The organism is Williamsia sterculiae (assembly GCF_900156495.1).
Lineage (GTDB): Bacteria > Actinomycetota > Actinomycetes > Mycobacteriales > Mycobacteriaceae > Williamsia_B > Williamsia_B sterculiae.
In genome coordinates, this window is sequence record NZ_FTNT01000003.1 from 483,644 (window position 1) to 506,372 (window position 22,729).

The following is a 22,729-nucleotide window of genomic DNA, read 5'->3' on the forward strand; positions in this document are numbered from 1 at the left end:
GCCCCGGCTCATCACATATTAGCGTTATCCGAAATAACGCACCAATGCGAGGAGGGTCGTGTCGCGGGAACCGTGGTCAGAGCGGCTGACGCTGCGGATGATCGGACCGGCGATGGAGCACGACGACACCCGGATTCAGGCGGCAGTGGGGGGCAAGACGGTTCTCATCACCGGGGCGTCGTTCGGCCAGGGCGAAGCGACCGCCGAACTCCTCGCCCGGTCCGGTGCCACAGTCCTGCTGGTCGCACGGACGTCTGACAAGCTCGACGAGGTTGCGGCCGGCATCACGGCAACGGGTGGGATCGCCCACACCTATGCGCTCGACCTCGCGGACCTCCCCGCGGTGGAGATCGTCGCGGCGGAGATCCTGCGCACCCACGGAAGCGTCGATGTGCTCATCCACAATGCAGGTAAGTCGTTACGACGCAGCATCTATCGCAGTGCGCAGCGGGTGCGTGACATGGAATCGATGGTGGGTGCCAACTTCACGGGTCCGATGCGCCTGACCCTCGCGCTACTACCCGCGATGCGCGCGAACGGGGGTGGTCAGATCGTCAACGTGGCGACCGCCGGGTTGTGGATGGCGCCCGCCGCGCCGCGGTGGAGCTTCTACCTCGGGTGCAAAGCGGGTTTCGACACGTGGATCAGGTCGGTGGGACTGGAGATACGTGACGACGGGATCACCGTGACCAGTGTCTACGCCGGCCACATCAAGTCCCGGATGGTTGCCACCGGCTGGGTCTCGCGCACTCCCGGCCACACTCCCGCGCAGGCGTCGCGCATACTCGCCTACGCACTCACCCACCGCCCCCGGGTGATGGCACCGCGCGGGATGGCCGTCCTTCGTGTGGCAGGCGTATGCCTCGAGGGCCCAGTGGGGCGGGTCCTGTCCTGGGTGCACGGACGTACCGACGAAACCCCCGCATCCGAGGCCGCATTCAGCCGCGCGGTGGCTGTTTCCGCACCGGGCGACTCAGGCGCATGCGATGCCTGACACGGGCCGGATACGCGGAATCGTCGCTCGTCAAAGGGAATTAGCCGAAGCCGTCGCCGCCCTGACCCGATCCGGCGCCTTATCCCCTTCGCCGCGGAAGTGGGGCGCGATCGCCCGTGTCGTCCTGCGCCACGGTGCGACGATGTCCACCCTTTACGCCATTGCGGCTGTTCGATGGCCCGATCGGGTCGCCGTCCTCGATGACGATGGCGAGCTCACCTACGACGAGTTGTATCGGCACGCGATGGCGTTGGCCGTCGACGTTCGTCACCGCAACGGACGACGGCCGTCGACCATGGCCGTGCTCTGCCGCAACCATCGCGGATTCGTGATCGGTGTCTGCGCTGCCGCGATGACAGGCGCCGAGGTCATCTCCGTCAACACCGAACTGCCGTCACGACAGTTGGCGGCCCTCATCGTCCGGCATCGCCCGGAGGTCCTCGTACTCGACGAGGATTTCCTTCTCGAGGTGGACGCCTACCGCGGGGTCCTGGTGTCCGTGGACTCCCTGAGTACACCGGGAGTTCCCAGCGGAGTGGCCCGCGATACGGTGAGCCGTCGGGCAGGTCGCATAACCCTTCTCACCTCGGGTACCAGCGGTCTGGCCAAGGGTGTGCCGCGGACGATCACCGCCTGGGGTGTGGCGCAGTTGGCGGGCACCGGTGCGGCACGGGTGGGTCTCCGTCACGACGACATCATCGAGGTGGCGCCTCCGTTCTTTCATGGATTCGGACTCCTCGCGGTACTGGGGGCCGCAGCCGTGGGTGCGACGGTCGTCTGTCATCGGCGGTTCGACAGTGCCACCGTGCTCGACGACCTCGTACGCCACCGGGTGTCGGTGTTGGTAGCGGTGCCCGTGATGGTGCAGCGTGTACTCGCCGACCCCGGGGTGGCCGCAGCGGCAGACCGCCACCACCTCCGCATCGCAGTGACAGGGGCGGCACCGATCACCAACACCACGGTGCGCGAGTTCCAGCGGAGATTCGGCCCGATCCTGATCAACGGCTACGGGTCCACCGAGGCGGGGCTGGTGTCGGTGAGCTCCATGGACGAGTTGGTCGAGACACCCGACACCGTCGGGACACCTGCTCTGGGTGTCACCATCCGCATCGTCGACGACGCGGATCACGCTGTCCCGATTGGTCGATCAGGCCGCATCGTGGTGCGTGGACCCTTGAAGTACTCGGGTTACACACCGGATGCGACCACCCCCGCTCTCACGGACAAGGCCGTCGTCGACGGTTTCGTCGACACCGGTGACGTCGGTTACCTCGATGCGCGTGGCCGACTGTTCCTGTGCGGACGGTCCGACGACATGATCGTCTCCGGTGGCGAGAACGTGTTTCCCGGTGAGGTCGAGGACGCGTTGTCCACTCACCCCGCCATCGCAGAAGCCGTCGTGGTCGGTGTCGACGACCGCGAGTTCGGCCAGGTTCTGCACGCTTTCGTGGTCCACCGACCCGGAGAACCGGTCGGTACCGAGGAGCTCACGCAGCACCTCCGACGACGGCTCGAGCGTTACAAGGTCCCGAAGCGGTTCGAGGTGGTCGACGAGATTCCTCGTAATGCCGGTGGGAAAGTTCTCCGTCACCAGCTCATCGGTGACGCATCCCTCTCCAACACGAAGGCGAGTAACTCAGAATGAACGTTCTGCAACTGTTCCGGACGCGCCGATCACCGGCATCGCTACGTGATCGCGTCGTGGTGATCACCGGTGCCGCTCGCGGGATCGGCGCCGCGACCGCCACGGCGTTCGCCGGTGAGGGGGCGCGCGTCTGGATCGCCGACATCGACGACGATGTCGCCGAGGCCACCGCCGCACGCATCGGTGGGCATCGCGTCCTCCACCTCGACGTCACCGATCGTGAGTCCTGGGCGGCAGCCGTCGCTGCGGTCATCGACCGCGACGGGACGATCGACGTGTTGGTCAACAACGCGGGGGTCATGCCGCTGGGAGCGTTCACCGAGGAAGACGAGGCGACCACAGAGCTGATCCTGGATGTCAATGTCCGGGGGGTGTTGAACGGAATGCGCGCGGTGCTGCCGTCGATGACCTCGGTCGGGCGCGGACACATCGTGAACATCGCGTCGATGGCGGGGAAGATCCCGATTCCCGGAATGGTCACCTACAACGCGAGCAAATATGCCGCGCTGGGGGCTTCGTTGGCTGCGCGTCGCGAATACGACGGCACCGGTGTCGACGTCTGTGCGGTACTGCCGTCGGCGGTGCGTACCGAGTTGTCGTCGGGTGCACAGCTCGGCGGTGGCATGCCGACCGTCGACCCCGATGACGTCGCCGACGCCGTGGTGCGCACGCTCACCACGCGTGCAGCGATCACCTCGGTCCCCGGCTGGGTGTCGCCGGCCTGGGCTCTGGTCGATGCCTTCGTTCCCGAGTCGGTCGAGCGACGGGCCCGCGGACTGGTCGACGATCGGCGGGCCCTGCGTACCGACGCCGCCGCGCGCCAGGCCTACACCGACCGCATCGGCCGACAGGCAGCCGATCATTCCGGCGCGGGGAGTATGTCGTGAGCGCATTCGGACTGTGCATCGGATGCGGTGGGACCATCGGTGGTGCGTGGTCGGTGGCCGCGCTCGCGGCACTGGCCGAGGCCACCGGGCTAGACCCCCGCGATGCGGCCGTATTGCAGGGCACCTCCGCCGGTGCGGAGATCGTCACGATGCTGGCCGGCGGGTACAGCGTCGGAGACCTGGTGGCCATGCAGAGCGGAGCACCGCGCGACCATGTGCTGACTGCTCATCTCGCTGACACCCCATCGGGAATCCCACCTGTGCCGCGACCACGACTCACCGCCCCGAAGTCGATCCTGCGCAACCGTGGCAGCGGTGGCCATGCCGCGATCGCCGGACTGGCACCACACGGGAACGGTGACAACACCTGGTTACGCCGACTCGCCGATGTGGTGGCCGGGCCAGGGGAGTGGTTGCCACATCCTGGAGCACGGTTGGTCGCGTACGCGCCGACCACCGGTGAGCGAGTCGCATTCGGCTCTGCGGGTGCACCGACCAGCACCGCCGCGGATGCTCTCGCGGCGTCGTGGGCGGTTCCAGGGTGGATGCCCCCGGTCACCATCGGAGACCGGAAGTACGTCGACGGTGGCGCGGCCTCCACCGCATCGGTCGATCTGATCGACACGTCATCCCTCGACGCCTTTTACGTGATCACCCCGATGGCCTCCCCACCCGGTGTACGGGCACCCGGACTCGCCGGTCGGATAGAGGACCAACTGCTGCGTAGGCCGATGAGCGCGGTGCTCGAGAGGGAGCTCGACGCGGTGCGTGGTGCCGGCGTCGCGGTCACCTGGATCCATCCCGCGTCCGACGACATGGCCGTGCTCGGAGCCAATTTCATGCGCCGCGGCCATCGCGCGGACGCTTTCGCGGGGGCACGGAGCACCGCGCGCTCGCGTGTCACCGAGGCGTTGAGCACCGACGAGCGGAGGGTCTGATGTCCCGCGATCCACGCATCGTCATCGTCGGCGCCGGGGTGGCCGGTTTGACGATGGCACATGTGCTGGACGACAACGGGTTCACCGACTACCAGATCCTGGAGAAGGGGAGCGACGTCGGCGGGGTGTGGCATTGGAACCGGTACCCCGGGCTCACCTGCGACGTGCCATCCCAGATCTACCAGTTCGGTTTCGCCCCGAAGGCGGACTGGGGCAGGATCTGGGCCACCGGAGCGGAGATCGCCGAGTACTTCCGCGACGTCGCCGACTCACTGCACATCACCGAACACATCCGCTTCGGCACCGAGGTCGTGTCGGCGGAATGGAGTGACACCGACAACGAGTGGTCGATCACCACGAGAGACGGCGCGGCCGTCGTCGCTGACATCTTCATCTGTGCGACGGGGGTGCTGCACAACCCCGCCATTCCTGATATCGCAGGACTCGAGTCCTTCACCGGACCGGTGGTGCACACGGCCCGCTGGGACGACGCCGTCGTCACCGACGGTGCCCGGATCGGCATCATCGGAACCGGTTCCACCGGCGTGCAGGTGGTCTCGGCGTTGGCGCCCGCAGCGCGCTCGGTGACGCACTTCGTCCGCAGCCCACAGTGGGTGTTGTGGGCGCCGATGAGGATGCGGCAGCCGGCCTTCGTGTCGTCGCTGTTGCGTCGAGCGCCGTGGCTACACGACCGGTTGTATGACGGATTGCTCTGGGGGTCCGGCATTCTCGCCGACATCACCACCCGGCCGTCGTGGCGGCGACGGTTGGTGCAGGACTATGCGAGGTTGTGTCTGCGACTGCAGGTTCGCGACCCCGCGATACGCCCCACGCTGCAACCCGATTACGAACCGTTGTGTAAGCGCCAGGTGGTGTCCGGAACGTACTACGCAGCGATCCGACAACCGCACGTCTCGGTGGTCACCGACGGCATCGATCGGGTCACGCCCTCCGGTATCGACACCGCCGACGGCATCCACCACGACCTCGATGTGATCATCCTGGCCACCGGTTTCCGTGCGCACGATTACATGCGGCCGATGACGATCACCGGTCGGGGTGGCAGGGCACTCGACGAGGTGTGGGACGACGGCCCGCGCGCCTACCGGATGACCGCCATTCCCGACATGCCGAACCTGTTCACCGTGCTCGGGCCGAACTCGCCCACCGGGTCGATCTCGTTGCAGTACTCGGCGGAACTGACCGCCAAGTACATCGTCGGCTGGCTGCATCGGTTCCGACGAGGTGAGCTCACCACGGTGGAGGTGACCGAGGAGGCGACCGACGAGTTCAATCGGGAGGTCACCGAGGCCACCGGGCCCACGGTGTGGAACACGGGATGTAACTCGTGGTACCTGACGGAGTCCGGTGCCGTCGATCTGTGGCCATTTCAGAAGTCGACACTGACCCGCATGCTCAGCGAGACGGTGGACGACCACTTCCACATCACCTAGGGGACCGACTCCACAGGTGCGGCGACCTACGTGACAGGGCGGACGCTGCGTGTGGACGTCGACGGCGCGTTTGCAGTGCGGCTGTTCGCCTTCAACCCCCACGGGCGATCGTCAGCGGTGGATGAACATTCCCTTGCCGACCGCCGGTTCGGTGTCACGATCAGAGATCTCCTCGCCACACTCCGAACACACCACGCGGGCGTGCATGCGGTGCCCACACGGTTTGTGCAGCAGGTCGACCGGCGGCGCCGTCAGTCCCGTCCAGTGATTACCCCACTCCATCATCGCGACATACACCGGGAACAGGGCGTGCCCTTTGGGCGTCAACCGGTAGTGCGCTCTCGCACCACCGTCAGGATCCGATCGGCGCTCCAGAATATCGTTGTCGATCAATGTGTTCAGCCGGTCGGACAGGATGTTGCGTGCAAGACCGATGCCGCGTTGAAACTCTTCGAAGCGATGAGCACCGTTGAACGCTTGTCGCAGGATCGGCCAGACCCATCGCTCACCGAGGACCGCTGATGCTCGGGCGACTGCGCAGTTCTCTTCGAACAACTCTTCGTGCTTCATGGTGCCAAGAATATGGATGAACGTTGCGATCTGCTACTGCAGATGGGCCTGCGTCATGCGAGCCGACGGTCGCGAGGCTCGCGGGTCAGCTCAGCTGCCCGTGAACCGGGCATCTCGTCGCTCGATGAACGAGGCCACCCCCTCGTGGCCATCAGCCGTGTGCAGTAACGCGGACATGTCCGGCTCGAGTCTGGCAAAGGCGGCGGCCTCGCCCTCCAACCGAGCACGATGGGCCGACCCCAGGGTGGTCCTGACCCCCAGCGGCGCCGCCTTCTCGCTGATGTGTTCCGCGATCTCGAGGGCGCGTTCGACGTGTCGACCCGGTTCGACGACCTCCTGTACCAGCCCTATCCGCAGCGCTTCAGCGGCGTCGTACTCTTCACCGGTCAGCAGCCACCGCATCGCATTTCCCCAACCTGCATCGCGTGGTAGGCGAATTGTGGCCCCACCGAACGCGTAGATTCCGCGGTTCACCTCCATCTGCGCGAATCTCGAATCAGATGCGGCAACGCGTATATCGGCGGCCAGCATCAATTCGATGGCCAGCGTCATCGACAAACCATGAACCGCCGTGATCAACGGGGTCGTCCATATCCCGTCTTTACGCCAGGGGTCGCGCATCCCCGGCCGCGAGGGATCGAGCACCCCCTCTTCGATCTTCGGACCCACCTCGGCCAGGTCGAGCCCGCTGGTGAAATGCTTGCCGTTACCGAACAACACGCCGCACCGCAGGTCCGGATCGTTCTCCAACTCGTAGTAGGCCCGAGCGAGATCGTTGATCAGCTCGACGTTGAACGCGTTGTATTTGTGTGGTCGATTGAGACCGATCAGCAGCACGTGGCTCCTACGCTCGAGTGTGACCACCGGTCCTGATTGGCCCGGCTTCGGAACTTCTCGCGCGCTCGTGTCACTCATCGACCACTCCTTGGGTTGCTGGGCATCGTCGCATGGGATGCTTTTTAGTAGCAATACGCAACGTACTATAGCGCGATGACGTGCCCGTGGAAGCCATCACGGAACAAATGTCGTGTGCAACAGCGTCCCGCCAGGCACGGTTTGCGTGCCCGAGGCATGTGCACGTGCAGTAATTGAGTACTGCTTTGCAACGCAACATTGCAGCGTTGTCGATCTGGGAGTGTGCGGCTGTTCCCGGGTCCGCGAATCGTTCGGCAATCCTTACGGTCCGTCGTCAGCGGGCACAACGATGCTGTGGCGGGCAACCCACTCCACGATCGCGTCGCCTACGGCACCCGGGTTGTATGTCGGCGCCCAGTGGCCGCCGAGGATGTCCCGGATCTCGATGGTGGAGATCGCGGGGTGCGGGTCGCGCTGCGTGACGGATGGGATGAAGATGTCACGCTGCGGTGTCAGCACCAGAACAGGTACGTCGGTGCCGTCACGCTCCGGCTTGGCCAGGCGGGGCAACACGTTGGCAGCGTAGATCCGGATCGAGGCGGCGTTGCGGCGCGCGCTGGGGCCCGGCGGTCGGGGGCTGTCCGAATCCGGGCGCTCGAAGGCGTTGATCGCGAGTCTGATCGTCGGGTCGATCAGCCCCAGACGGGCCAGGATGGGCGCGACCACCGGGATCGAGAAGAATCCCATGTAGAGCGGCGATTTCCACATCGCGACGATGTCGCGGAATCGGCGTTGCTTGGCCTTACGCGCCACCCATCCGGGCACGTGGTCGATACACGGGCCGGAGATCGAACTGTAGGAGAGGACTCCGTGTAGATCATGGCCGGTGATCAGGTGCCAAGCCTGCACGGAGCCCCAATCATGACCGACGAGGTGTACCCCCTCGTCGGTGCCCGCCTGCTCGATGGCGTGGTCGATGACTCGCTGGAGGTCGTCGGCGAGTTGATCGAGACGGTAGTCGACGATGCGGTTCGGCTTGTCGGACACACCGGTGCCACGGGTGTCGTAGGTGACCACGTGGTGGTCGACGACCAGCCGTTGGACGATGCCATCCCAAGCGGAGTGGTCGTCAGGGAATCCGTGGACGAGGACGACGGTCGATCGGGTGGGGTCGCCTGCGGTCTGGACGGCGAGCTCGATACCGTCACTCGTGGTCACCGTGCTCATGCGATTTCCCTTCTCGAGGTGAGTGCTTCGGCGGAGAAGCGCTTGCGCCAAGCAGGTCTGGACCAGCGTGCCCTTGTCGACATCCATGCCAGTCCGATGCGGTAGGAGATCTCGCGGGGCAGGACCATGCGCCAGAAGGCCAGGTGGATGCGCTCGCTGAGCCGATCGCTCGGACGCTCACCGAAGCCGATCATGTCGCGCTCTTCGGGGAGCAATCCGATCATCACGGCCACCCGGAGGAAGTGTCGGATCGGAGCACTGATAACCGCCCACACCGGCAGCGGTAGCCACCGCAGCGTGGCCGGCGCGGGCATTCCCTCGGCGCGTGTCAACCCGATCAGGATCCGCACGCCGTCGTTGCGAGGATCGGCGACGCGGTCACGTTCCGCGGGCCACGTGGCAACGAACTCGTCGTACGAATCCGGCATGCCGAGCACCCCGAACCGCCTGCCCACCTCGATGAATCCGAGGTACGCGTCATCCCGGAACTGTTGTGACGGCCAACCGCGCAGTTTCGCGAACCCCTGCAGGTAACTGGCGGTGATGGCCGCCCAGTTCCAGGTCCAGATGTCGCGCGTCCACGCGTGGTATGTCGATCCGCGAGTGTCCTCGCCCTTCATCGGTCTGTGCAATTCGCGCATTGCGTACGCGACGTGGTCGGCCTCGTCGCCGGCATGGGCAACACCTGAGATCATCTCGAGGGTGTCGCGCAATCGGCGTACGAAGTCGAAGACGTCGGCACCCGGATCGGCGAAGACCTTGTCGTGCGTCAGCGTCGCCGCCGCTGTTGCTGGGTGCATCAGGGGCAACAGGAAACCCGGCAACCCATAGAGCGGGATCAGCGGTTCGGCGAGCACCCGACGGACGGGCGAACCGGTCACCAGTAGCTCGGGGCGCCTGTCCGCGCGAGTGGGGGAGAAGCCGCCGGAACGGGGATTGACGGAGGTCATACCGCACCGACTTCTGTCAGGGCGGTGACGGCTTCAGCGAACATCGTCGACTTGATCTTGCCGAGTGTCTCCGTCGACTTTCCTGCCAGCGGAACCACACGCTCCACTGCCCGGTCGACCAGGTCGGACTCGGTCACGGCGTGGTCGACCAGACCCACCGCAACCGCGTCGGCGCCGCTGAATCGGCGCCCGGTCGTCATCGAATCCACGGCAGCTCGCGGCGTCACCTTGCTCTGGATCAGTGCCGCCATACCCGGCGTGAACGGAATCGAGATGTCCACCTCGGGAAAGCAGAAGAACCCACGGTCGTCGCGCATGACGCGCCAGTCGAACGCCATTGCCAGCATCGCCCCCGCGCCGAAGGCGTGACCGTTGATCGCGGTCGCCGTCGGGACGGGGAGCGTGAGGACTCGAGCGAACAGCGCCTGCACCCGGGTGACGTACGCGAGGAACTGGTTAGGGTTGCGACCCAGCCAGTCGAGGTCGAGTCCATTGGAATAGAACTTCCCGGTCGCGGTTACGACCAACGGCGCGGGCTCCGAGAGGACTTCGTCGAGAGCGGCACCGAATTCCTCCATCCATTCCGGGCTCAATCGGTTCTCGGTGTCACCGATGTCGAGCACGTGAACGCTGTCGCGCTTGCTCAGCTGGGGCGTGGACAATTCGTCATCAATCCTTATCAACGGTGGTGGGGTCCTGGGGTAGCGGTGCGGTCGATCTCCCGCAGGACCAAGGCAAACCCGACGTGCGAGACGATCACGGCGACCCTCGCGATCACTCCACCGATCAACGGTTGTTCGAAGGCAAGTTCCGACGTCCAAACCGCCTCGGTGTGGCCGTCACGATCGTGAAACTCTATGCGGCCGAACCGATGGTCGAGCGACACCGGAGCGTCGCGGATCAGGTAGTCGAAGCGTATTGGCGCCCCGACGTCCACGATCTCCTCCACCAGGTAACCGCCGACGAACTCGATGCGGCGGACCGTACCCACACCGGTCGGCCCGTCTGACCCCGCCTCGATGATCCGGACAGCGCGTATGCCGCGTACCTGGGTGAAGAGCTCCGGGTCGGTGAGGGTGGCAAAGAGGTCGCGCGCGTGCGCGCCCAGCCGGCGACGGACGGTGACGGTTCGCGTGGCCATCAGCGGTCGCGCCCCGAGGGGAGCGCCCGATTCTCGACCGCGCGCGGGGTTGGGATGATGCGGGTGACGCGCACTGTGCGCATCAGCGTCCCTCGCGGCCGGCCCGCGCAACGGATCTCTTCTCCATCTGATGGAGCACCGTGGCGAACACCTTGGAGAACAACAATGAGAATGCGCGGTCGACACGATCGCCGATGATGGGAAGCTCCACGGTGAACACCGTTGACCAGGTGACGCGCGTGCCGCCGTTTACCTCGCTAAACTCCACCCGGCCCAGTTCGTGGCGAGCCTTCGGAAAAGACCAAATGATCCGATACTCCATCAGACGCGGACGGTCGAATGCGGTGATCTCCTCACGCAACTGGACGACGACGGCGTTGAGTCGACGGACCGCCCCGAGCCCGTTCTTCTCCGTCTTGCCCGGTACCACCACTGTGGACGAGACCGCCATCGGGAGATCGGAGAGTCGCTCGTGGTCGGTGAATTCATCGAAAACTATGTCGATGGGCGCCGGAATGAATCTACTGAGGTTGATGGTCTGCAACGGATCTCCTGTTCGTACCCGCGGGTCACCGCGAGTACCGGTGGGACTGAACGCTGTCTCGATCGCGCAACGGTAGCAAAACGTTCGCTCTAGATCGATCGTTCTGAAATATCGGGTGTCAACGCCGCGCCTTCGAACGACAGCAACGCGAAGGCTCCGCGACGGACGGGAGAACCCTGCCAGTGGTGCCTACGGCATACGGCGGGCACTCTCTATTCGGCCCGTCGCTCTAGATCGGTAGCTCTATTACGGTTATGGTGTTGGCCATGGCCCGCCCGAGACTCCATACCCTGGACGACCTGCTCGACGTTGCCGAACACATTGTGACCAGTGGCGACCCTGCTGGGCTCACGCTGCGCTCTCTCGCCACCGCAGCAGGTGCGTCGAACGGCTCGATCTATCACGCGTTCAAGTCCAAGGATCAGCTTCTGGCCCGTCTGTGGCTGCGGTCGTGGTCACGGTTGGGCGACCTGATGGGCGAGGCGTTGTCCGCAGCAACCGACGGAGGCCGAGACGGTGTCGGCCGCGATGCCGTGGTTGCCGTGGCGCTGGCGCCCGCGGAGTTCGCCGACCGCTTCCCGGCGAGCGCGCGCTTGTTCTTCGCGCAGCGTCGAGACCAGTTGTTCTCGCTGGATCTTCCCGACGATCTGGAAGCCGAGCTTCAGTCGGTGCAGAAGCGCTTCGTCGAATTGCTGATCACGTTGGCGAAGGGCGTGTGGGGGCGCGCGGACCGCGAGGCGGTCGAAGCCATCTCGGTGTGTGTCGTCGACATCCCCACCGGCATCCTGCGTCGGTTGATCCTCGAGGACCGCGAGGTCGATCCCGCTTCCCGCACGCGACTAGAAGCAGCCGTACGGGCCGTTGCCACACTTTCGCCTCCACCCCCCACCCGCACATCGAGGAGCAACTCGTGACAACCCATTCAGAAACCACCGCAGGGCACGCCCGATCGGGGGCCGCGTCAGCCCGCTCGGTACTAAGCCGGTCATTCGAGCTGCCCAACGGATTCGTGATCCCGAACCGGCTCGTCAAGGCCGCATTGAGCGAGGGGCTCGGCGATCGTGACGGAGCGCCCGGAGCGCGGATCCAGCGTCTCTACCGGCGCTGGGCAGGCTCCGGTGTCGGGCTGAGCATCACCGGCAACGTGATGATCGACCGACGACACGGGCTCGGTGAGCCCGGCAACGTCGTCGTGGAGGACGAGCGCCACCTCGAACAGCTGCATGCCTGGGCCGAGACCACGAAGGCCGGCGGCTCGAAGGCGTGGGTGCAGATCAATCATCCCGGCCGCCAGACACCGCGCACCCTCACGCCGCACCCGGTCGCGCCGTCCGCGGTCGGACTGCAGGGTTCGGCCAAGATGTTCGCCACGCCACGCGAACTGAACGGTGCCGAGATCGAGGATCTGATCCGTCGGTATGCGACCACCGCTCGGATAGTGACGGAGGCGGGCTTTGACGGTGTACAGATCCACGGGGCCCACGGTTACCTTGTTTCGCAGTTCCTGTCGCCGCTCGCCAATCAGCGCACCGACGCCTGGGGTGGTACGCCGGAGAAGCGGCGTCGCTTCGTGATCGAGGTCCTCGGAGCGATGCGAGCCGAGGTCGGCCAGGACGTACCCGTCTCCATCAAGCTCAACTCCGCCGACTTCCAGAAGGGCGGCTTCGGTGAGGACGAGTCGCTCGAGGTGGTACACGCGCTGGCCGACGAGGGCATCGATCTGTTGGAGGTCTCCGGAGGCACCTACACCTCGGCGGCGATGCTGGGCGTCGACGCCTCTCTGAAAGAGAGCACGCGTCGACGCGAGGCCTACTTCCTGGAGTACGCCGAAAAGGTGCGGGCCCAGGTTCCGCGGCTACCGCTCATGCTGACCGGTGGCTTCCGCACCGCCGACGGCATGAGCGACGCACTCGCCTCGGGCGCGATCGATCTCGTGGGGCTCGGCCGACCGCTCACGGTGCAGCCCGACTTCCCGGCCGACCTGCTGGCCGGTCGCAACGAAGAGAGCGTGGTCAACCCGCGCCGCTCCGGCATCAAGCTGCTCGACAACCTCACCGAGCTCACCTACTACAGCGTCCAGATGTGGCGGATGGCCGCGGGCAAGGAGCCTGCGCCCGACCGCCACGCGGCCATCAACGTCACGCAGTACCTGCTCAACAACGGCTTCGAGAGCCTGCGCTCACCGCGCGGCTGATACCAGGGAGACCACCCAAGCAGACCATCGAAAGCCGCGAGGTATCAGGCAGGTGTTGCGCTCCGACGTACCACCCGGATGTCGCGGGTGAGGAGATCGCCGGCTGGGTCGCTCCCCACAACGGCTGTGCCCGCGCCGATCACGAGGAGGCACGATGAGCAACCAGAAACACGCCCGCGACGAGCGCCAGGTCGCGCTGCACGCGCGCAACGTCCGGTGGGACTGGACCGGTCTGCCGATGCATTTCATGGGCGGCGACCCGATGGCCACGCACATTGCCAACGGCATGAACATGCTGCTGCCCGAGGGTGAGGTCTTCTTCGTGCAGACGTTCCAGGAGGCGCTGCCGCTGATCAAGGACGAGGCGATCCGCGAGGACGTCGTCGGGTTCATCGGCCAAGAGGCGATGCACTCCAGCTCACATCAGTCGATCCTCGATCACCTCCAGGCCGAGGGCCTCGATGTCGAGCCGTTCACCCGGGAGATCGAGCGGTTCTTCCGCAGGGTCCTCGGGCCGCGTGACCTGACCGGTCGGGCTCGGCGCTCGTGGCTGATCGAACGCGTCGGAACCGTCGCGGCGATCGAGCATTTCACGTCCTGGCTCGGCGACTGGGGCCTGAACGCGAAGGGGTGGGACGAGGGACTCGACCCCACCGTCCTCGACCTGTTCCGCTGGCACCTGGCCGAGGAGGTCGAGCATCGTCATGTCGCGTTCGACCTGTTCACCCACCTCGACGGCAGCTACTTTCGCAGGATCCGAGCCTGGGTGATGGCGTCCGCCGGGCTCGCGATCCTGTGGGTCAAGGGAGTCGCCTATCTCATGTCCGTCGACCCGGAGCTGTCCGAGGGCAATCGCCGGGCAACCTGGCGCGCCTACCGCCGCGCGTACAGGAAGGGCTACGTGTTCACGCCGCGTGAGACGTTGATGATGTGGCTGCAGTACTTCCGGCCGTCCTACCATCCAAGGAACTACGGCTCTACCAGCCAGGCGGTCGCCTACCTGGCCCAGTCACCGGCGGCGCGAGCGGCACAATGACCGATCGCATGATGCGGTTTCTCGACTGTGCGGTCGCGGGCTGGGTCCGCGCCGCCGCACACTCGAGGATTCGCACCGTCCGGTCGGTCGATCGGGACCTCCAACTGGTGGTCACCCGCACCGAACTGCTTGCCACCGACGTGATGGACGTGACGATCCAGGCGCCCGACAGCTCCCAGCTCCCGGAGTGGCACGAGGGTGCGCACATCGACCTCGTCCTTCCCTCGGGCAAGGTCCGCCAGTACTCCCTGTGCGGTGACCGGTCGGACCGGACGTCGTATCGGATCGCCGTGCGGCGGCTGGCAGTCGGAGGCGGGGGCTCGGTTGAGGTCCATACCCTCACCCCGGGGACCGCGGTGGTCGTCCGCGGCCCGCATAACGCCTTCCCCTTCGCCTACCCGCACCTTGCCAAGCACCACATCGACGACGTCGCGTTTGTCGCGGGCGGCATCGGCATCACCGCGCTGCTGCCCATGGTTCGAGCCGCCTCCGAAGCCGGAGTCACGTGGCGGCTGAGCTATGTCGGCAGGGATGAGGCGACCATGCCCTTCCTCGACGACCTCGCCCGGCTCACCGGCGGTGAATTGCGGGTGCTGCACGGCGAGCCGGCGATCGAGGACATCCTGGCCGGCGTCGATGAACGCACCTCGGTGTACTTCTGTGGACCACCGGGATTCCTCGACGCGGTCAGCGCGGACCTCGCGACCCGACCGCACGCGGGTTTCCACTTCGAACGTTTCGTCCCGCCTCCCGTGGTCGGCGGCTCACCGTTCACCGTGCGGCTGGCGATCTCGGAGCTGGACGTCGAGGTGCCCGCCGATCGCTCCGCGCTGGCGGCGATCCGCGATGTCATTCCCGAGGTTCCCTACTCCTGTCAGCAGGGCTTCTGCGGCACCTGCCGCGTCGGCGTCGTCCGGGGAACCCCCGAGCGTCGGGGCACGGCCGAGTTCCTCGCCGACGAGAACAGCATGCTCGTGAGCGTGGACCGGTCACACGACCCGGACCTGACCATCGACCTCTGAACCAGGCGCCCCAGCGGCCGCCTCCCGCACTCCCACTCGACGAAACGGAGACTGAAATGACTGGATCCGCGATCAAGACCGGTTACGGCGCCCTCAAGTCCGTGCCGTTCGGCAAACGCATCTTCGCGGCGGCGGTGAGTCTGAAGGCGCCGTACTTCCGCACCATCAGCCCGCGCTTCATCAGCCTCGAGCCCGGTCGGGGTGAGGTCGCGATGCCCGATCGGTGGGGAGTTCACAACCACCTCGGAACCGTCCACGCCATCGCCTGTTGCAATCTGGCCGAGTTGGTCGCCGGAACCACCGTCGACGTCTCGCTTCCCGACAGCCACCGGTGGATTCCCAAGGGCATGACGGTCCAGTACCTGAAGAAGGCCCGAGGGGAGCTCCGTGGCGTCGCGACGGTCGACGACCTCAGTGGGATCTCCGCCGACGAGGCCCGCGAGGTCGTCGTCGGCGTCCGCATCACCGACCCTTCCGGCGCCATCGTGGTGCGGGCCGACGTCACGATGTGGATCTCACCGAGATAGCGCGCACCGAGCGTCTGCGCGCCAGACGACGTCGATGCAAGACCTCAACGTCAGACACACGTATGGCGGTGACAAGGTCGTCGGCCACTACACGGCGGGCCAGCATCAGACCGACGCGCCTCGCGCGACCGACCCCTCGTGTTGCACGTCGATCCACTCCAGATAGCCGGTGCCGCTCACCGGCTCGTCCGACCACAACCCGGTGAAGCTGTAACAGCCGACGTAGCCGAGACCATGCCCGTATCGCAGGGGGCTGTCGACGAATCCATGGATATGTCCGTAACCAGGGACGTACCATTCGATCTCGTGCGGAATCCGCATTCGACGGCCGACGGGATCTACCGCATGGGTCTCGTGGTAGCGGACGACGGTGAAGGTGACACCCTTCTCCACCACGCTGGCGGGCCGGGTGGTGGAACGAACGTGCGCCATCAGGCACGCTGTACCGCCCGCCACGCGCACATTCGACAGCAGAACTTGGGTGGTCGCGTCGATGCGGATCACCTGATAGGTGAAGAAGTCCACCGGGAGCCGCACCCTCGGCGGCAGCGGGCGCCTCGCGAACGACTGAGGGGACACGCAGCGTCCGTACTCGATCGTGCCCAGTCCGGTGATCTCCGTCGTTTCACCGTTGTGGGTGATCGTTCCCACGTACGGTGCGAGAACACTGAAATGGTCGTACACGGGCGTCCGGACGAAGTACGACACCTGCTCCGAGGTGCGCAGTTCCAGATCTACCTCGAATGTCCGATATCGCCCTGTGATCGTGTACACCGGGTGCTCGGCCTCCCAGGTGAGATTGTCGCCCCATTGAAGGTGATGACCGTCGCGGTCGAATCGACAATCGCTCGCGCCGTCGTACGCCCGGTAGAAGTACATGTCATCGTGAGCGGTCGAGGTGAGAACCGTTGCGTTGTCTCGCACGTCGGCGGCGGCGAGCTCGCCGTTGTCGAATGCCGAGGTCCCGGTCGTGCCTATGAATGTCATCGTGTTGAGATAACGGAACGGCTCGGGCAAGTCAGGGAGAAACGCGCCGAAGTGAGCCCATCCCCATAGCCGGCTTGTCAGATGCGGCTTCATCAACTCGGCGTCGCCGAACGGTTGACACGACGCTCGCGCTCGGGAGTCGACGAGCGGCCGGACACGCTCCACCAGCGTCGGCAGCAGCGCGGTGAGCAGACCTCGTCGACGGTTCCCGTGTCGATGTCCCTGCGTCAGTTCGCGCGAGATGTTCTGCCCCTCGCGGTTCACGTTATCGATGCGATCGTCTTGTCCGACGCCGCCGGAGCGAAGTAATCGATGACCGGCAGAACTGTGCGCAAGGCAGCCGGCGCCACCGAGGTGGGGCGGTGAGTGACCGCGCGAGTGATCCAACGCCCGGCTTCGGCCACCGACAGCGCAGGCGCAGTGTCGTACTCGGGAGTGGGGGCGATCATCTCGGTCCGCACGAGCGGAAAGTACACGTTGGTCGACCGGACGTTCGGGTGGGCATTCTCTGCGTTCAGGCTTCGGCCGAAGATGGCCAGCGCACTCTTCGATGCGGCGTACGCCGAGAACCGGGGGAAGGTGTTGGCCATGATGCCCCACGTACAGACGTTGACGACGTGGCCCGACTCGCGCTCAATCATCCCGTCAAGCAGTCCGAGAGACAGTTGCACAGGAGCCAAGTAATTCAGTCGTATGGTGCGCTGATAGTCGTGAAGCCGGTCGGTGGAGTCCACGATGGTTCGACGTATCGAGTGACCCGCATTGTTGACGAGGACATCGATCGGTTCACCACGTAGCGCGGCGAGAAGCCCATTGGTGGACTCCTCGTCGGACAGATCACACACCCGATAGTCACATCCTGTCTCGGCAGCCAGATCTTGCAACCTGTGCTCGGTCCTGGCCACAGCGATGACGTTCGCCCCGCGGGACGTCAGTTGGCGAACTGACTCCCGTCCGATTCCGGCTGAAGCACCGGTCACCACTATGGTCAGTCCGGCGACGTCGCGACCCTTGCCGGCGACCGCATCGGACATCCATTGAGGCAACAGAGTTCGTCGCTGCATCGCCGTCCCGATGCTCTTGCCGACCAGGTCCTCCAGTCCTGCGCTGATCTTGTTCACGTATGTCGTCCTCTGCATTCTCATGTCGTCTGCTCCGGCGAACTCATGGTCGCCGCTCTCGCTGTGGCTCAGCGTAATTGGGTCAACGATGTCAAGATATGCCGGCAGCGTTGTGCCATGGACTCCGCAGAGTGGCGCGGGTGTCGGATCCACCACTGCACAACGGCGGTCACGGTGTGGGTCCAGATCTCGGTGAGCAGTGCCAGGTCATCGGTGTCGAACTCGACGTGCGCCGGGGTCAACGCAGCGACTCCACGCGCGGCTTGACCGGTGATGTGGTCGCGGTACTGTTTGGCGCTGTCGCGTGCGACGCTGCCACGCTCGGTGGTGCGGTCGGTGAGCACGCTCCAGTCATGCGGGCGATCCTGTAGACCTGCGAACATGGTCTCCAGAGTTTGCGCGGCGGTCTCGATCGCTGTCTGGTCACGATTCAAGACGTCCTCGATCCGGTCGGCGAGGTTTCGTCCGGCGCGTTCCACACACGCGACATACAGTTGTTCCTTGCTGCCGAAATGCTGAAGCACCAGTGTCTTCGAGACCTCGGCGGTGTGCGCGATCGTCGACAACGACGCCCCGGCATACCCGTACCGACCGAACACATCCACCGCCGCGTCGAGGATGAGCACCTCGCGCTGCGCCCGCTCCACGCGTGGTGATCGGCGGGTAACCGCCGAGCCTGCCTTCTTACTCACCGCACGGTCTCCTAGATCGCTCGTCACTGTTCATCGAGTTGACTCGGGCATGGCCCGATATTGCATAAACCCTACGACGCAGCCGCCGCGGCGATCATTGCCCCTGCGCTGAGACGACGGCGGAATGCTCGTCACCCGCGGATGGCGGTCGGGTCGCCGCCGAGGGTGTCCAACCCGGCGGCGCGAACACATAACCGAAGCGGTCACGCCAGCAGGTGGATCGACGGAGGTCGGCGATGATGTTGCCGTACTCGCGGTATTGCAGCGCGAGTACGTTGTAGGTGTCAACCGGTGTTGTCAATCCGTAGGTCGGGGTGTGCATTTCCTTCTGGAACGTACCGAACATCCGGTCCCAGATGATGAGTATGCCGCCGTAGTTCTTGTCCAGGTACTCAGGATCACTACCGTGATGAACCCGGTGATGAGATGGGGTGTTGAACAAGAACTCGATCGGGCGAGGAAGCGCACCGACAGTTTCGGTATGGGAAAAGAACTGATAGACGAGGTTCGCGCCGAACGACACGTAGATCGTCCAGGGTTCGAAACCCATCGCCGGCAACGGTAGCCAGAAGACAGCTTCCGACCAGGGGTTCCACTTCTGTCGCAACGCGGTACCGAAGTTGAAGTACTCGCTGGAGTGATGCGCCTGGTGCGCCGCCCACCCGATCCGTACCCGATGGGAGAACCGATGATTGCAATACCAGGAAACATCGACGACGACGAACAGCAAGACCCAACTCCACCACGTGTTGGTGGGAATATGCCATGGCGCGAGATAGACCGACACCAGCACGAACAGCATCAGTGTCAACGTCTTGAACAGCAGCATGAAACCCAGTGCACCCAGACCCATGGTCAGGCTGGTGCGGGTATCGATGGCCGAATATCTGATTCGCGAAGCCCAACTCGAAGTGGCGTCAGCTCCGGCGGCGTCCTTGGCCTCGCGCTGGGTCTCGATTGCGTACATCACCGCCTCAACGGCGATGAACACGAAAAACACCGGTAAGGCATAGAGCACCGGATTCTGGATGTGTTCCCACATCGACGACGCAACACCCATCGACACCCTCCGTATAGCTGGTAACCGATCGGTAAGTTACCGAACGGTCATCGCTGGTGTCAACAAGGTGCATACAGCGGGTCCATGGGTTGGAGAGTCGTCGACTTGTTTGGTGTCGCGCCTGAGCCCGATCGGGATGGTGGAAGAGTCCGGGTCGAACCGCAGCCCGTACGCCAGACGACGGTCGCGATCATAGGCATCACCAGGACAAGATTTTCGGTTGTGGGGCCTGGCTACTGGGGCGATGATGCAAGATGTGGAGGTTGATTTCGTCAAAGCCAGCCGGCACTACATCATTCGCGTGCGTCGGGACGTGGGCCCAATTCTGGCTCCGGGGTACGGCCCTGGGTTCGATGAATGGATGCCTCACGACGTGGCGCACATGCTCGTGGAGATCGAGGCCGGGTTGTCCGGAGCGGTGTTCGGACGGATAGCGTCCGGGCAGAACAACCTGTTTCGTCCGGTCGATCCGCGCCAACAGCGCAAGGCCGCGCGCCGCCGGAGTCATCCGACGCCCCAGCAACGCGCAGACATGTCGATATCGGAGCGGCTCGCCTCTGCATGCGTCCCCGCCTGGGAACAGGATCGCGGCCGGCGAGCCACCCTGCCCGACTGGCTGACCCGGGACAGGCTGGATGACATTGATACCGACTTGCGACGGCGCATCTTTGACCGGTTCGACACGTTCGCCGAACGGTGGCATCGCCTCGTGGCAGGTGAGGTCGTCACAGTCCACTGGCCCTCGGGCACATATCTCGATTGCTGAGTGCTTCAGCCCAGACCGTCGGCGACGCTCCGCGGTCATCAGCACCGCGTATCCGAGTGAAGCGGTTTGTGCCACGGGTGTAACACACCACAGGTGACCGACGACACATCAAACGTATGTAAGTCAACCTATGGAGGTCGTCGTGCTCGTCACCACAACTATGGCCAAGAGAATCGGTATGGCCGCGGTCGCTGCCGCGGTGACGACAGGTGGGGTGGTCGTCGGGAGCGGTTCGGCCGGCGCTGTCTCCCTGCCGGATGTGTCGGTGTCGAAGAACCTGCTGCCATTTGGTTGCCAAGCGGTCGTCACCAACCTAGGTGGGGCCACGGCCCGCGACGTCGTCGTGCACGAGATCCCGTTCGGGGCGACGCAAGGCCTGGGTGACATCGCACCCGGACAAACCAAGTCCGCTTCGTACATCGATTGCGCTATGGTCTTTTTCGGCATCCGCGTCTACGTGACGACGTCCAACGGTGACAGCAACCCGTTCAACAATGTAGCCCGCATCTACCCATAGCCCGAGGGTCACGAACCCGCGCGCAGATCGGGTTGGGTCGCCTCATTCCGAGAACGCGCGATCACGCGCATATTCTGGACTTTCAGAGGAGAGTGACACGTATGTCCGCTACCCGTCGCCGTCGAATCGAAGTTGTCGGAGCAGGTGCCGCAGCGCTGAGCGCAGCCGCCATCGCAGCCGGGCCGGCAGCTCAAGCCACCGCGGCACCGATCACCGTCTACCAGATCCCGGCCACCGGCCTGACGTTCAGCGGCCTGGTGATCCCGGGACCCTACTTCGCGAACGTCACCGCCGCACCCACCGCCACACCCGGCACCGTCACGTTCGCCACCCCCGCCAGCCCGGAGACGTGCGCAACCTCGGCCGGGTCCGCGCAGATCACGATCGGGTACACCAACCTCGGCACCGGCAAGCGCGGTGGGGTGACGGTCAAACCCTGCGATTTCGCAACCCCCGCACCGCTGACCGCTACCGCGACCGTCGGGCGGGGGCCGATCCTCATCACCGTGCGCATCACCGGATCGGACTACAAACCCGATGCCGGGCAACCATCCCTACCCGGCATCGGCGTGTTCACCGCAGTCTGAAAGCCTCACGCGATTGCTTGGGCCCAGACACATGGGTCGAGGTGGATGTGCGTTGCACCGTGCTCTGCGATGGCGTGGACACATGATGAGACAGGGTGAACCGCATACAGAAACACGATGCACTCGCCCTCGCCCCCACGGCGACGCGGGCGCTTGCCCGAGGAGTGGACCCATCCTGACGACATTTCAGCAGGGGAGTCGGTGTCGGCTGGAGCCGACCTGGGTCTGCTGCGTGTTCATGGGATGGGTCGCACTCCCAGCAGTGCTGCGAGCTGGGTCGCGATCGGGTTCAGGTCGAGTTTGTCCGGATCCTTCTTCGGCGTGTTGTCCCACGGTTGCGTGACCCGAGGGTCGACAAACGGAACGTTGTGAGCTCCGCGGACATCCGTCGGATTGCCCTGCGCCACGTTGCAATTGGCGTTGGTGTTGAACGGGAAGTCATCGTAGTTGATGTCGAAGTTGGGGTTCTTCTTCTTCTCGTTGTCGATGATCGCCTGCGTGCTCTCGTAACCGTAGGTACACGACGGCGGGTTGTTGGTCTCCAACACCAGACCGAAGTGGATGTTGCTGTCACCCGGGGCCGCCGAGTATCCACCCGCCGAGATCGCCGACAGAATGGACAGCGCAGGAGACACACCGCGGAACGTCGGGGCGATTTCCCGGACGTCGGAGGCCGCGTTGCGGATCGCCGTGGTCAGATCCCCACCCGAACGCTGCAACAACGCCGACAACTGCGTCGCCGTCATCGTCCCCGTGGTCAACAAACGCCGAATATCAGGATCACTGCTCTGCAACTGCGCCGTCACCAGGTCGATGTTCTTCGACCAACTCAGGATCTCATCGGACTGATCCGCCTGAGTCCCCAACACCACATCACTGTTCTGGATCAACGACACCGTCTGCGGCAAACTGTCCAACCCGGCCTTCGACAAATCACTCAACGAATCCAACAACTTCCGAAGATTCTCCCCCTGACCGTTCAACGCCTTGCCCAACTCGGTCACCACCGTGGACA

General features: G+C 64.8%; 24 protein-coding genes and 1 pseudogene. 13 read left to right on the forward strand and 12 right to left on the reverse strand.

All coding sequences use genetic code 11. The features are described 5' to 3' along the window. Window positions 1-58 precede the first annotated feature (58 nt). From BW971_RS07810 to BW971_RS07830, 5 genes are read left to right on the forward strand one after another with little or no spacing between them, the layout of a single operon-like run. A complete protein-coding gene (locus BW971_RS07810; RefSeq protein WP_234974282.1) occupies window positions 59-994 on the forward strand; it encodes an SDR family NAD(P)-dependent oxidoreductase in 936 nt (311 codons plus the stop codon). Beyond that, entirely contained in the window at window positions 987-2,639 is a 1,653-nt protein-coding gene (locus BW971_RS07815; protein ID WP_076478109.1) for an AMP-binding protein, read from the forward strand. The genes BW971_RS07810 and BW971_RS07815 overlap by 8 nt, the downstream gene beginning before the upstream one ends. After that, entirely contained in the window at window positions 2,636-3,526 is an 891-nt protein-coding gene (locus BW971_RS07820) for an SDR family oxidoreductase (protein ID WP_076478112.1), read from the forward strand. Before BW971_RS07815 ends, BW971_RS07820 begins: the two co-directional genes overlap by 4 nt. Next, window positions 3,523-4,464, forward strand: coding sequence for a patatin-like phospholipase family protein (locus BW971_RS07825; RefSeq protein WP_076478114.1), 942 nt, complete (start codon window positions 3,523-3,525; stop codon window positions 4,462-4,464). The genes BW971_RS07820 and BW971_RS07825 overlap by 4 nt, the downstream gene beginning before the upstream one ends. After that, a complete protein-coding gene (locus BW971_RS07830; RefSeq protein ID WP_076478116.1) occupies window positions 4,464-5,918 on the forward strand; it encodes a flavin-containing monooxygenase in 1,455 nt (484 codons plus the stop codon). The genes BW971_RS07825 and BW971_RS07830 overlap by 1 nt, the downstream gene beginning before the upstream one ends. Before the next feature lie 111 nt (window positions 5,919-6,029). On the opposite strand, the gene BW971_RS07835 is transcribed toward BW971_RS07830, so the two are convergent. The 7 genes from BW971_RS07835 to BW971_RS07865 form a co-directional block, all read right to left on the reverse strand. After that, on the reverse strand, window positions 6,030-6,488 hold the full coding sequence (locus BW971_RS07835; protein WP_076478118.1) for a winged helix-turn-helix transcriptional regulator: 459 nt from the start codon (window positions 6,486-6,488) through the stop codon (window positions 6,030-6,032). Between the two features lie 90 nt (window positions 6,489-6,578). Beyond that, window positions 6,579-7,403 carry a crotonase/enoyl-CoA hydratase family protein gene (locus BW971_RS07840; RefSeq protein ID WP_076478120.1) on the reverse strand — a complete coding sequence of 275 codons (825 nt, stop codon included), beginning with the start codon at window positions 7,401-7,403 and terminating at the stop codon, window positions 6,579-6,581. 261 nt (window positions 7,404-7,664) lie between these two features. After that, the gene (locus BW971_RS07845; protein WP_076478121.1) at window positions 7,665-8,570 is read right to left on the reverse strand and encodes an alpha/beta fold hydrolase; all 906 of its coding nucleotides are present in this window, start codon (window positions 8,568-8,570) and stop codon (window positions 7,665-7,667) included. Then, the gene (locus tag BW971_RS07850; protein WP_076478123.1) at window positions 8,567-9,520 is read right to left on the reverse strand and encodes an oxygenase MpaB family protein; all 954 of its coding nucleotides are present in this window, start codon (window positions 9,518-9,520) and stop codon (window positions 8,567-8,569) included. Before BW971_RS07850 ends, BW971_RS07845 begins: the two co-directional genes overlap by 4 nt. After that, window positions 9,517-10,182, reverse strand: coding sequence for an enoyl-CoA hydratase/isomerase family protein (locus tag BW971_RS07855; protein WP_083709441.1), 666 nt, complete (start codon window positions 10,180-10,182; stop codon window positions 9,517-9,519). The genes BW971_RS07850 and BW971_RS07855 overlap by 4 nt, the downstream gene beginning before the upstream one ends. A 17-nt stretch (window positions 10,183-10,199) precedes the next feature. After that, on the reverse strand, window positions 10,200-10,661 hold the full coding sequence (locus tag BW971_RS07860; RefSeq protein ID WP_076478124.1) for an SRPBCC family protein: 462 nt from the start codon (window positions 10,659-10,661) through the stop codon (window positions 10,200-10,202). 82 nt (window positions 10,662-10,743) lie between these two features. After that, window positions 10,744-11,205: an SRPBCC family protein gene (locus BW971_RS07865; RefSeq protein WP_076478126.1), complete on the reverse strand. Its 462-nt coding sequence runs from the start codon at window positions 11,203-11,205 to the stop codon at window positions 10,744-10,746. A 266-nt stretch (window positions 11,206-11,471) separates the two neighbouring features. Between BW971_RS07865 and BW971_RS07870 the strand changes: the two genes are divergently transcribed. The 5 genes from BW971_RS07870 to BW971_RS07890 all read left to right on the forward strand — a co-directional run bounded on the left by BW971_RS07870 (window position 11,472) and on the right by BW971_RS07890 (window position 15,984). Then, on the forward strand, window positions 11,472-12,119 hold the full coding sequence (locus BW971_RS07870) for a TetR/AcrR family transcriptional regulator (RefSeq protein ID WP_076478347.1): 648 nt from the start codon (window positions 11,472-11,474) through the stop codon (window positions 12,117-12,119). Further along, window positions 12,116-13,399, forward strand: coding sequence for an NADH:flavin oxidoreductase/NADH oxidase family protein (locus tag BW971_RS07875; protein WP_083709443.1), 1,284 nt, complete (start codon window positions 12,116-12,118; stop codon window positions 13,397-13,399). Before BW971_RS07870 ends, BW971_RS07875 begins: the two co-directional genes overlap by 4 nt. Before the next feature lie 154 nt (window positions 13,400-13,553). Beyond that, window positions 13,554-14,435, forward strand: a complete 882-nt coding sequence (locus BW971_RS07880; RefSeq protein ID WP_076478128.1) for a metal-dependent hydrolase — start codon at window positions 13,554-13,556, stop codon at window positions 14,433-14,435. After that, on the forward strand, window positions 14,432-15,457 hold the full coding sequence (locus BW971_RS07885; RefSeq protein WP_076478129.1) for a PDR/VanB family oxidoreductase: 1,026 nt from the start codon (window positions 14,432-14,434) through the stop codon (window positions 15,455-15,457). Before BW971_RS07880 ends, BW971_RS07885 begins: the two co-directional genes overlap by 4 nt. A 56-nt stretch (window positions 15,458-15,513) precedes the next feature. Beyond that, window positions 15,514-15,984, forward strand: coding sequence for a hotdog fold domain-containing protein (locus BW971_RS07890; protein WP_076478131.1), 471 nt, complete (start codon window positions 15,514-15,516; stop codon window positions 15,982-15,984). 105 nt (window positions 15,985-16,089) lie between these two features. Here the strand turns inward: BW971_RS07890 and BW971_RS07895 are convergent, their stop codons facing one another. The 4 genes from BW971_RS07895 to BW971_RS07910 all read right to left on the reverse strand — a co-directional run bounded on the left by BW971_RS07895 (window position 16,090) and on the right by BW971_RS07910 (window position 19,844). Continuing rightward, on the reverse strand, window positions 16,090-16,971 hold the full coding sequence (locus BW971_RS07895) for a DUF6670 family protein (protein WP_234974284.1): 882 nt from the start codon (window positions 16,969-16,971) through the stop codon (window positions 16,090-16,092). A gap of 260 nt (window positions 16,972-17,231) precedes the next feature. After that, window positions 17,232-18,110, reverse strand: coding sequence for an SDR family NAD(P)-dependent oxidoreductase (locus BW971_RS07900; RefSeq protein ID WP_407701204.1), 879 nt, complete (start codon window positions 18,108-18,110; stop codon window positions 17,232-17,234). A gap of 50 nt (window positions 18,111-18,160) precedes the next feature. Continuing rightward, window positions 18,161-18,784 carry a TetR/AcrR family transcriptional regulator gene (locus BW971_RS07905; protein WP_159441839.1) on the reverse strand — a complete coding sequence of 208 codons (624 nt, stop codon included), beginning with the start codon at window positions 18,782-18,784 and terminating at the stop codon, window positions 18,161-18,163. Between the two features lie 94 nt (window positions 18,785-18,878). After that, complete coding sequence (locus BW971_RS07910; RefSeq protein ID WP_083709448.1) at window positions 18,879-19,844, reverse strand: sterol desaturase family protein; 966 nt, start codon at window positions 19,842-19,844, stop codon at window positions 18,879-18,881. A gap of 244 nt (window positions 19,845-20,088) precedes the next feature. On the opposite strand from BW971_RS07910, the gene BW971_RS07915 reads away from it, so the two are divergent. The 3 genes from BW971_RS07915 to BW971_RS07925 all read left to right on the forward strand — a co-directional run bounded on the left by BW971_RS07915 (window position 20,089) and on the right by BW971_RS07925 (window position 21,714). Beyond that, complete coding sequence (locus BW971_RS07915) at window positions 20,089-20,610, forward strand: hypothetical protein (protein ID WP_234974285.1); 522 nt, start codon at window positions 20,089-20,091, stop codon at window positions 20,608-20,610. Window positions 20,611-20,752: 142 nt separating this feature from the next. Beyond that, on the forward strand, window positions 20,753-21,127 hold the full coding sequence (locus BW971_RS07920; RefSeq protein WP_143690240.1) for a hypothetical protein: 375 nt from the start codon (window positions 20,753-20,755) through the stop codon (window positions 21,125-21,127). A gap of 101 nt (window positions 21,128-21,228) precedes the next feature. Then, complete coding sequence (locus tag BW971_RS07925) at window positions 21,229-21,714, forward strand: hypothetical protein (RefSeq protein WP_076478137.1); 486 nt, start codon at window positions 21,229-21,231, stop codon at window positions 21,712-21,714. A 236-nt stretch (window positions 21,715-21,950) separates the two neighbouring features. Here the strand turns inward: BW971_RS07925 and BW971_RS07930 are convergent. Continuing rightward, a pseudogene (locus BW971_RS07930) lies at window positions 21,951-22,729 on the reverse strand (mammalian cell entry protein); the annotation flags it as partial.

Coding starts and splice junctions, on each gene's coding strand:
- BW971_RS07840 (WP_076478120.1), bottom strand. CDS start 7,403: ATGAGTGACACGAGCGCGCGAGAAGTTCCGAAGCCGGGCCAATCAGGA.
- BW971_RS07885 (WP_076478129.1), top strand. CDS start 14,432: ATGACCGATCGCATGATGCGGTTTCTCGACTGTGCGGTCGCGGGCTGG.
- BW971_RS07895 (WP_234974284.1), bottom strand. CDS start 16,971: ATGACATTCATAGGCACGACCGGGACCTCGGCATTCGACAACGGCGAG.
- BW971_RS07880 (WP_076478128.1), top strand. CDS start 13,554: ATGAGCAACCAGAAACACGCCCGCGACGAGCGCCAGGTCGCGCTGCAC.
- BW971_RS07860 (WP_076478124.1), bottom strand. CDS start 10,661: ATGGCCACGCGAACCGTCACCGTCCGTCGCCGGCTGGGCGCGCACGCG.
- BW971_RS07835 (WP_076478118.1), bottom strand. CDS start 6,488: ATGAAGCACGAAGAGTTGTTCGAAGAGAACTGCGCAGTCGCCCGAGCA.
- BW971_RS07910 (WP_083709448.1), bottom strand. CDS start 19,844: ATGGGTGTTGCGTCGTCGATGTGGGAACACATCCAGAATCCGGTGCTC.
- BW971_RS07915 (WP_234974285.1), top strand. CDS start 20,089: ATGATGCAAGATGTGGAGGTTGATTTCGTCAAAGCCAGCCGGCACTAC.
- BW971_RS07890 (WP_076478131.1), top strand. CDS start 15,514: ATGACTGGATCCGCGATCAAGACCGGTTACGGCGCCCTCAAGTCCGTG.
- BW971_RS07845 (WP_076478121.1), bottom strand. CDS start 8,570: ATGAGCACGGTGACCACGAGTGACGGTATCGAGCTCGCCGTCCAGACC.
- BW971_RS07900 (WP_407701204.1), bottom strand. CDS start 18,110: ATGCAGAGGACGACATACGTGAACAAGATCAGCGCAGGACTGGAGGAC.
- BW971_RS07815 (WP_076478109.1), top strand. CDS start 987: ATGCCTGACACGGGCCGGATACGCGGAATCGTCGCTCGTCAAAGGGAA.
- BW971_RS07870 (WP_076478347.1), top strand. CDS start 11,472: ATGGCCCGCCCGAGACTCCATACCCTGGACGACCTGCTCGACGTTGCC.
- BW971_RS07820 (WP_076478112.1), top strand. CDS start 2,636: ATGAACGTTCTGCAACTGTTCCGGACGCGCCGATCACCGGCATCGCTA.
- BW971_RS07925 (WP_076478137.1), top strand. CDS start 21,229: ATGTCCGCTACCCGTCGCCGTCGAATCGAAGTTGTCGGAGCAGGTGCC.
- BW971_RS07830 (WP_076478116.1), top strand. CDS start 4,464: ATGTCCCGCGATCCACGCATCGTCATCGTCGGCGCCGGGGTGGCCGGT.
- BW971_RS07850 (WP_076478123.1), bottom strand. CDS start 9,520: ATGACCTCCGTCAATCCCCGTTCCGGCGGCTTCTCCCCCACTCGCGCG.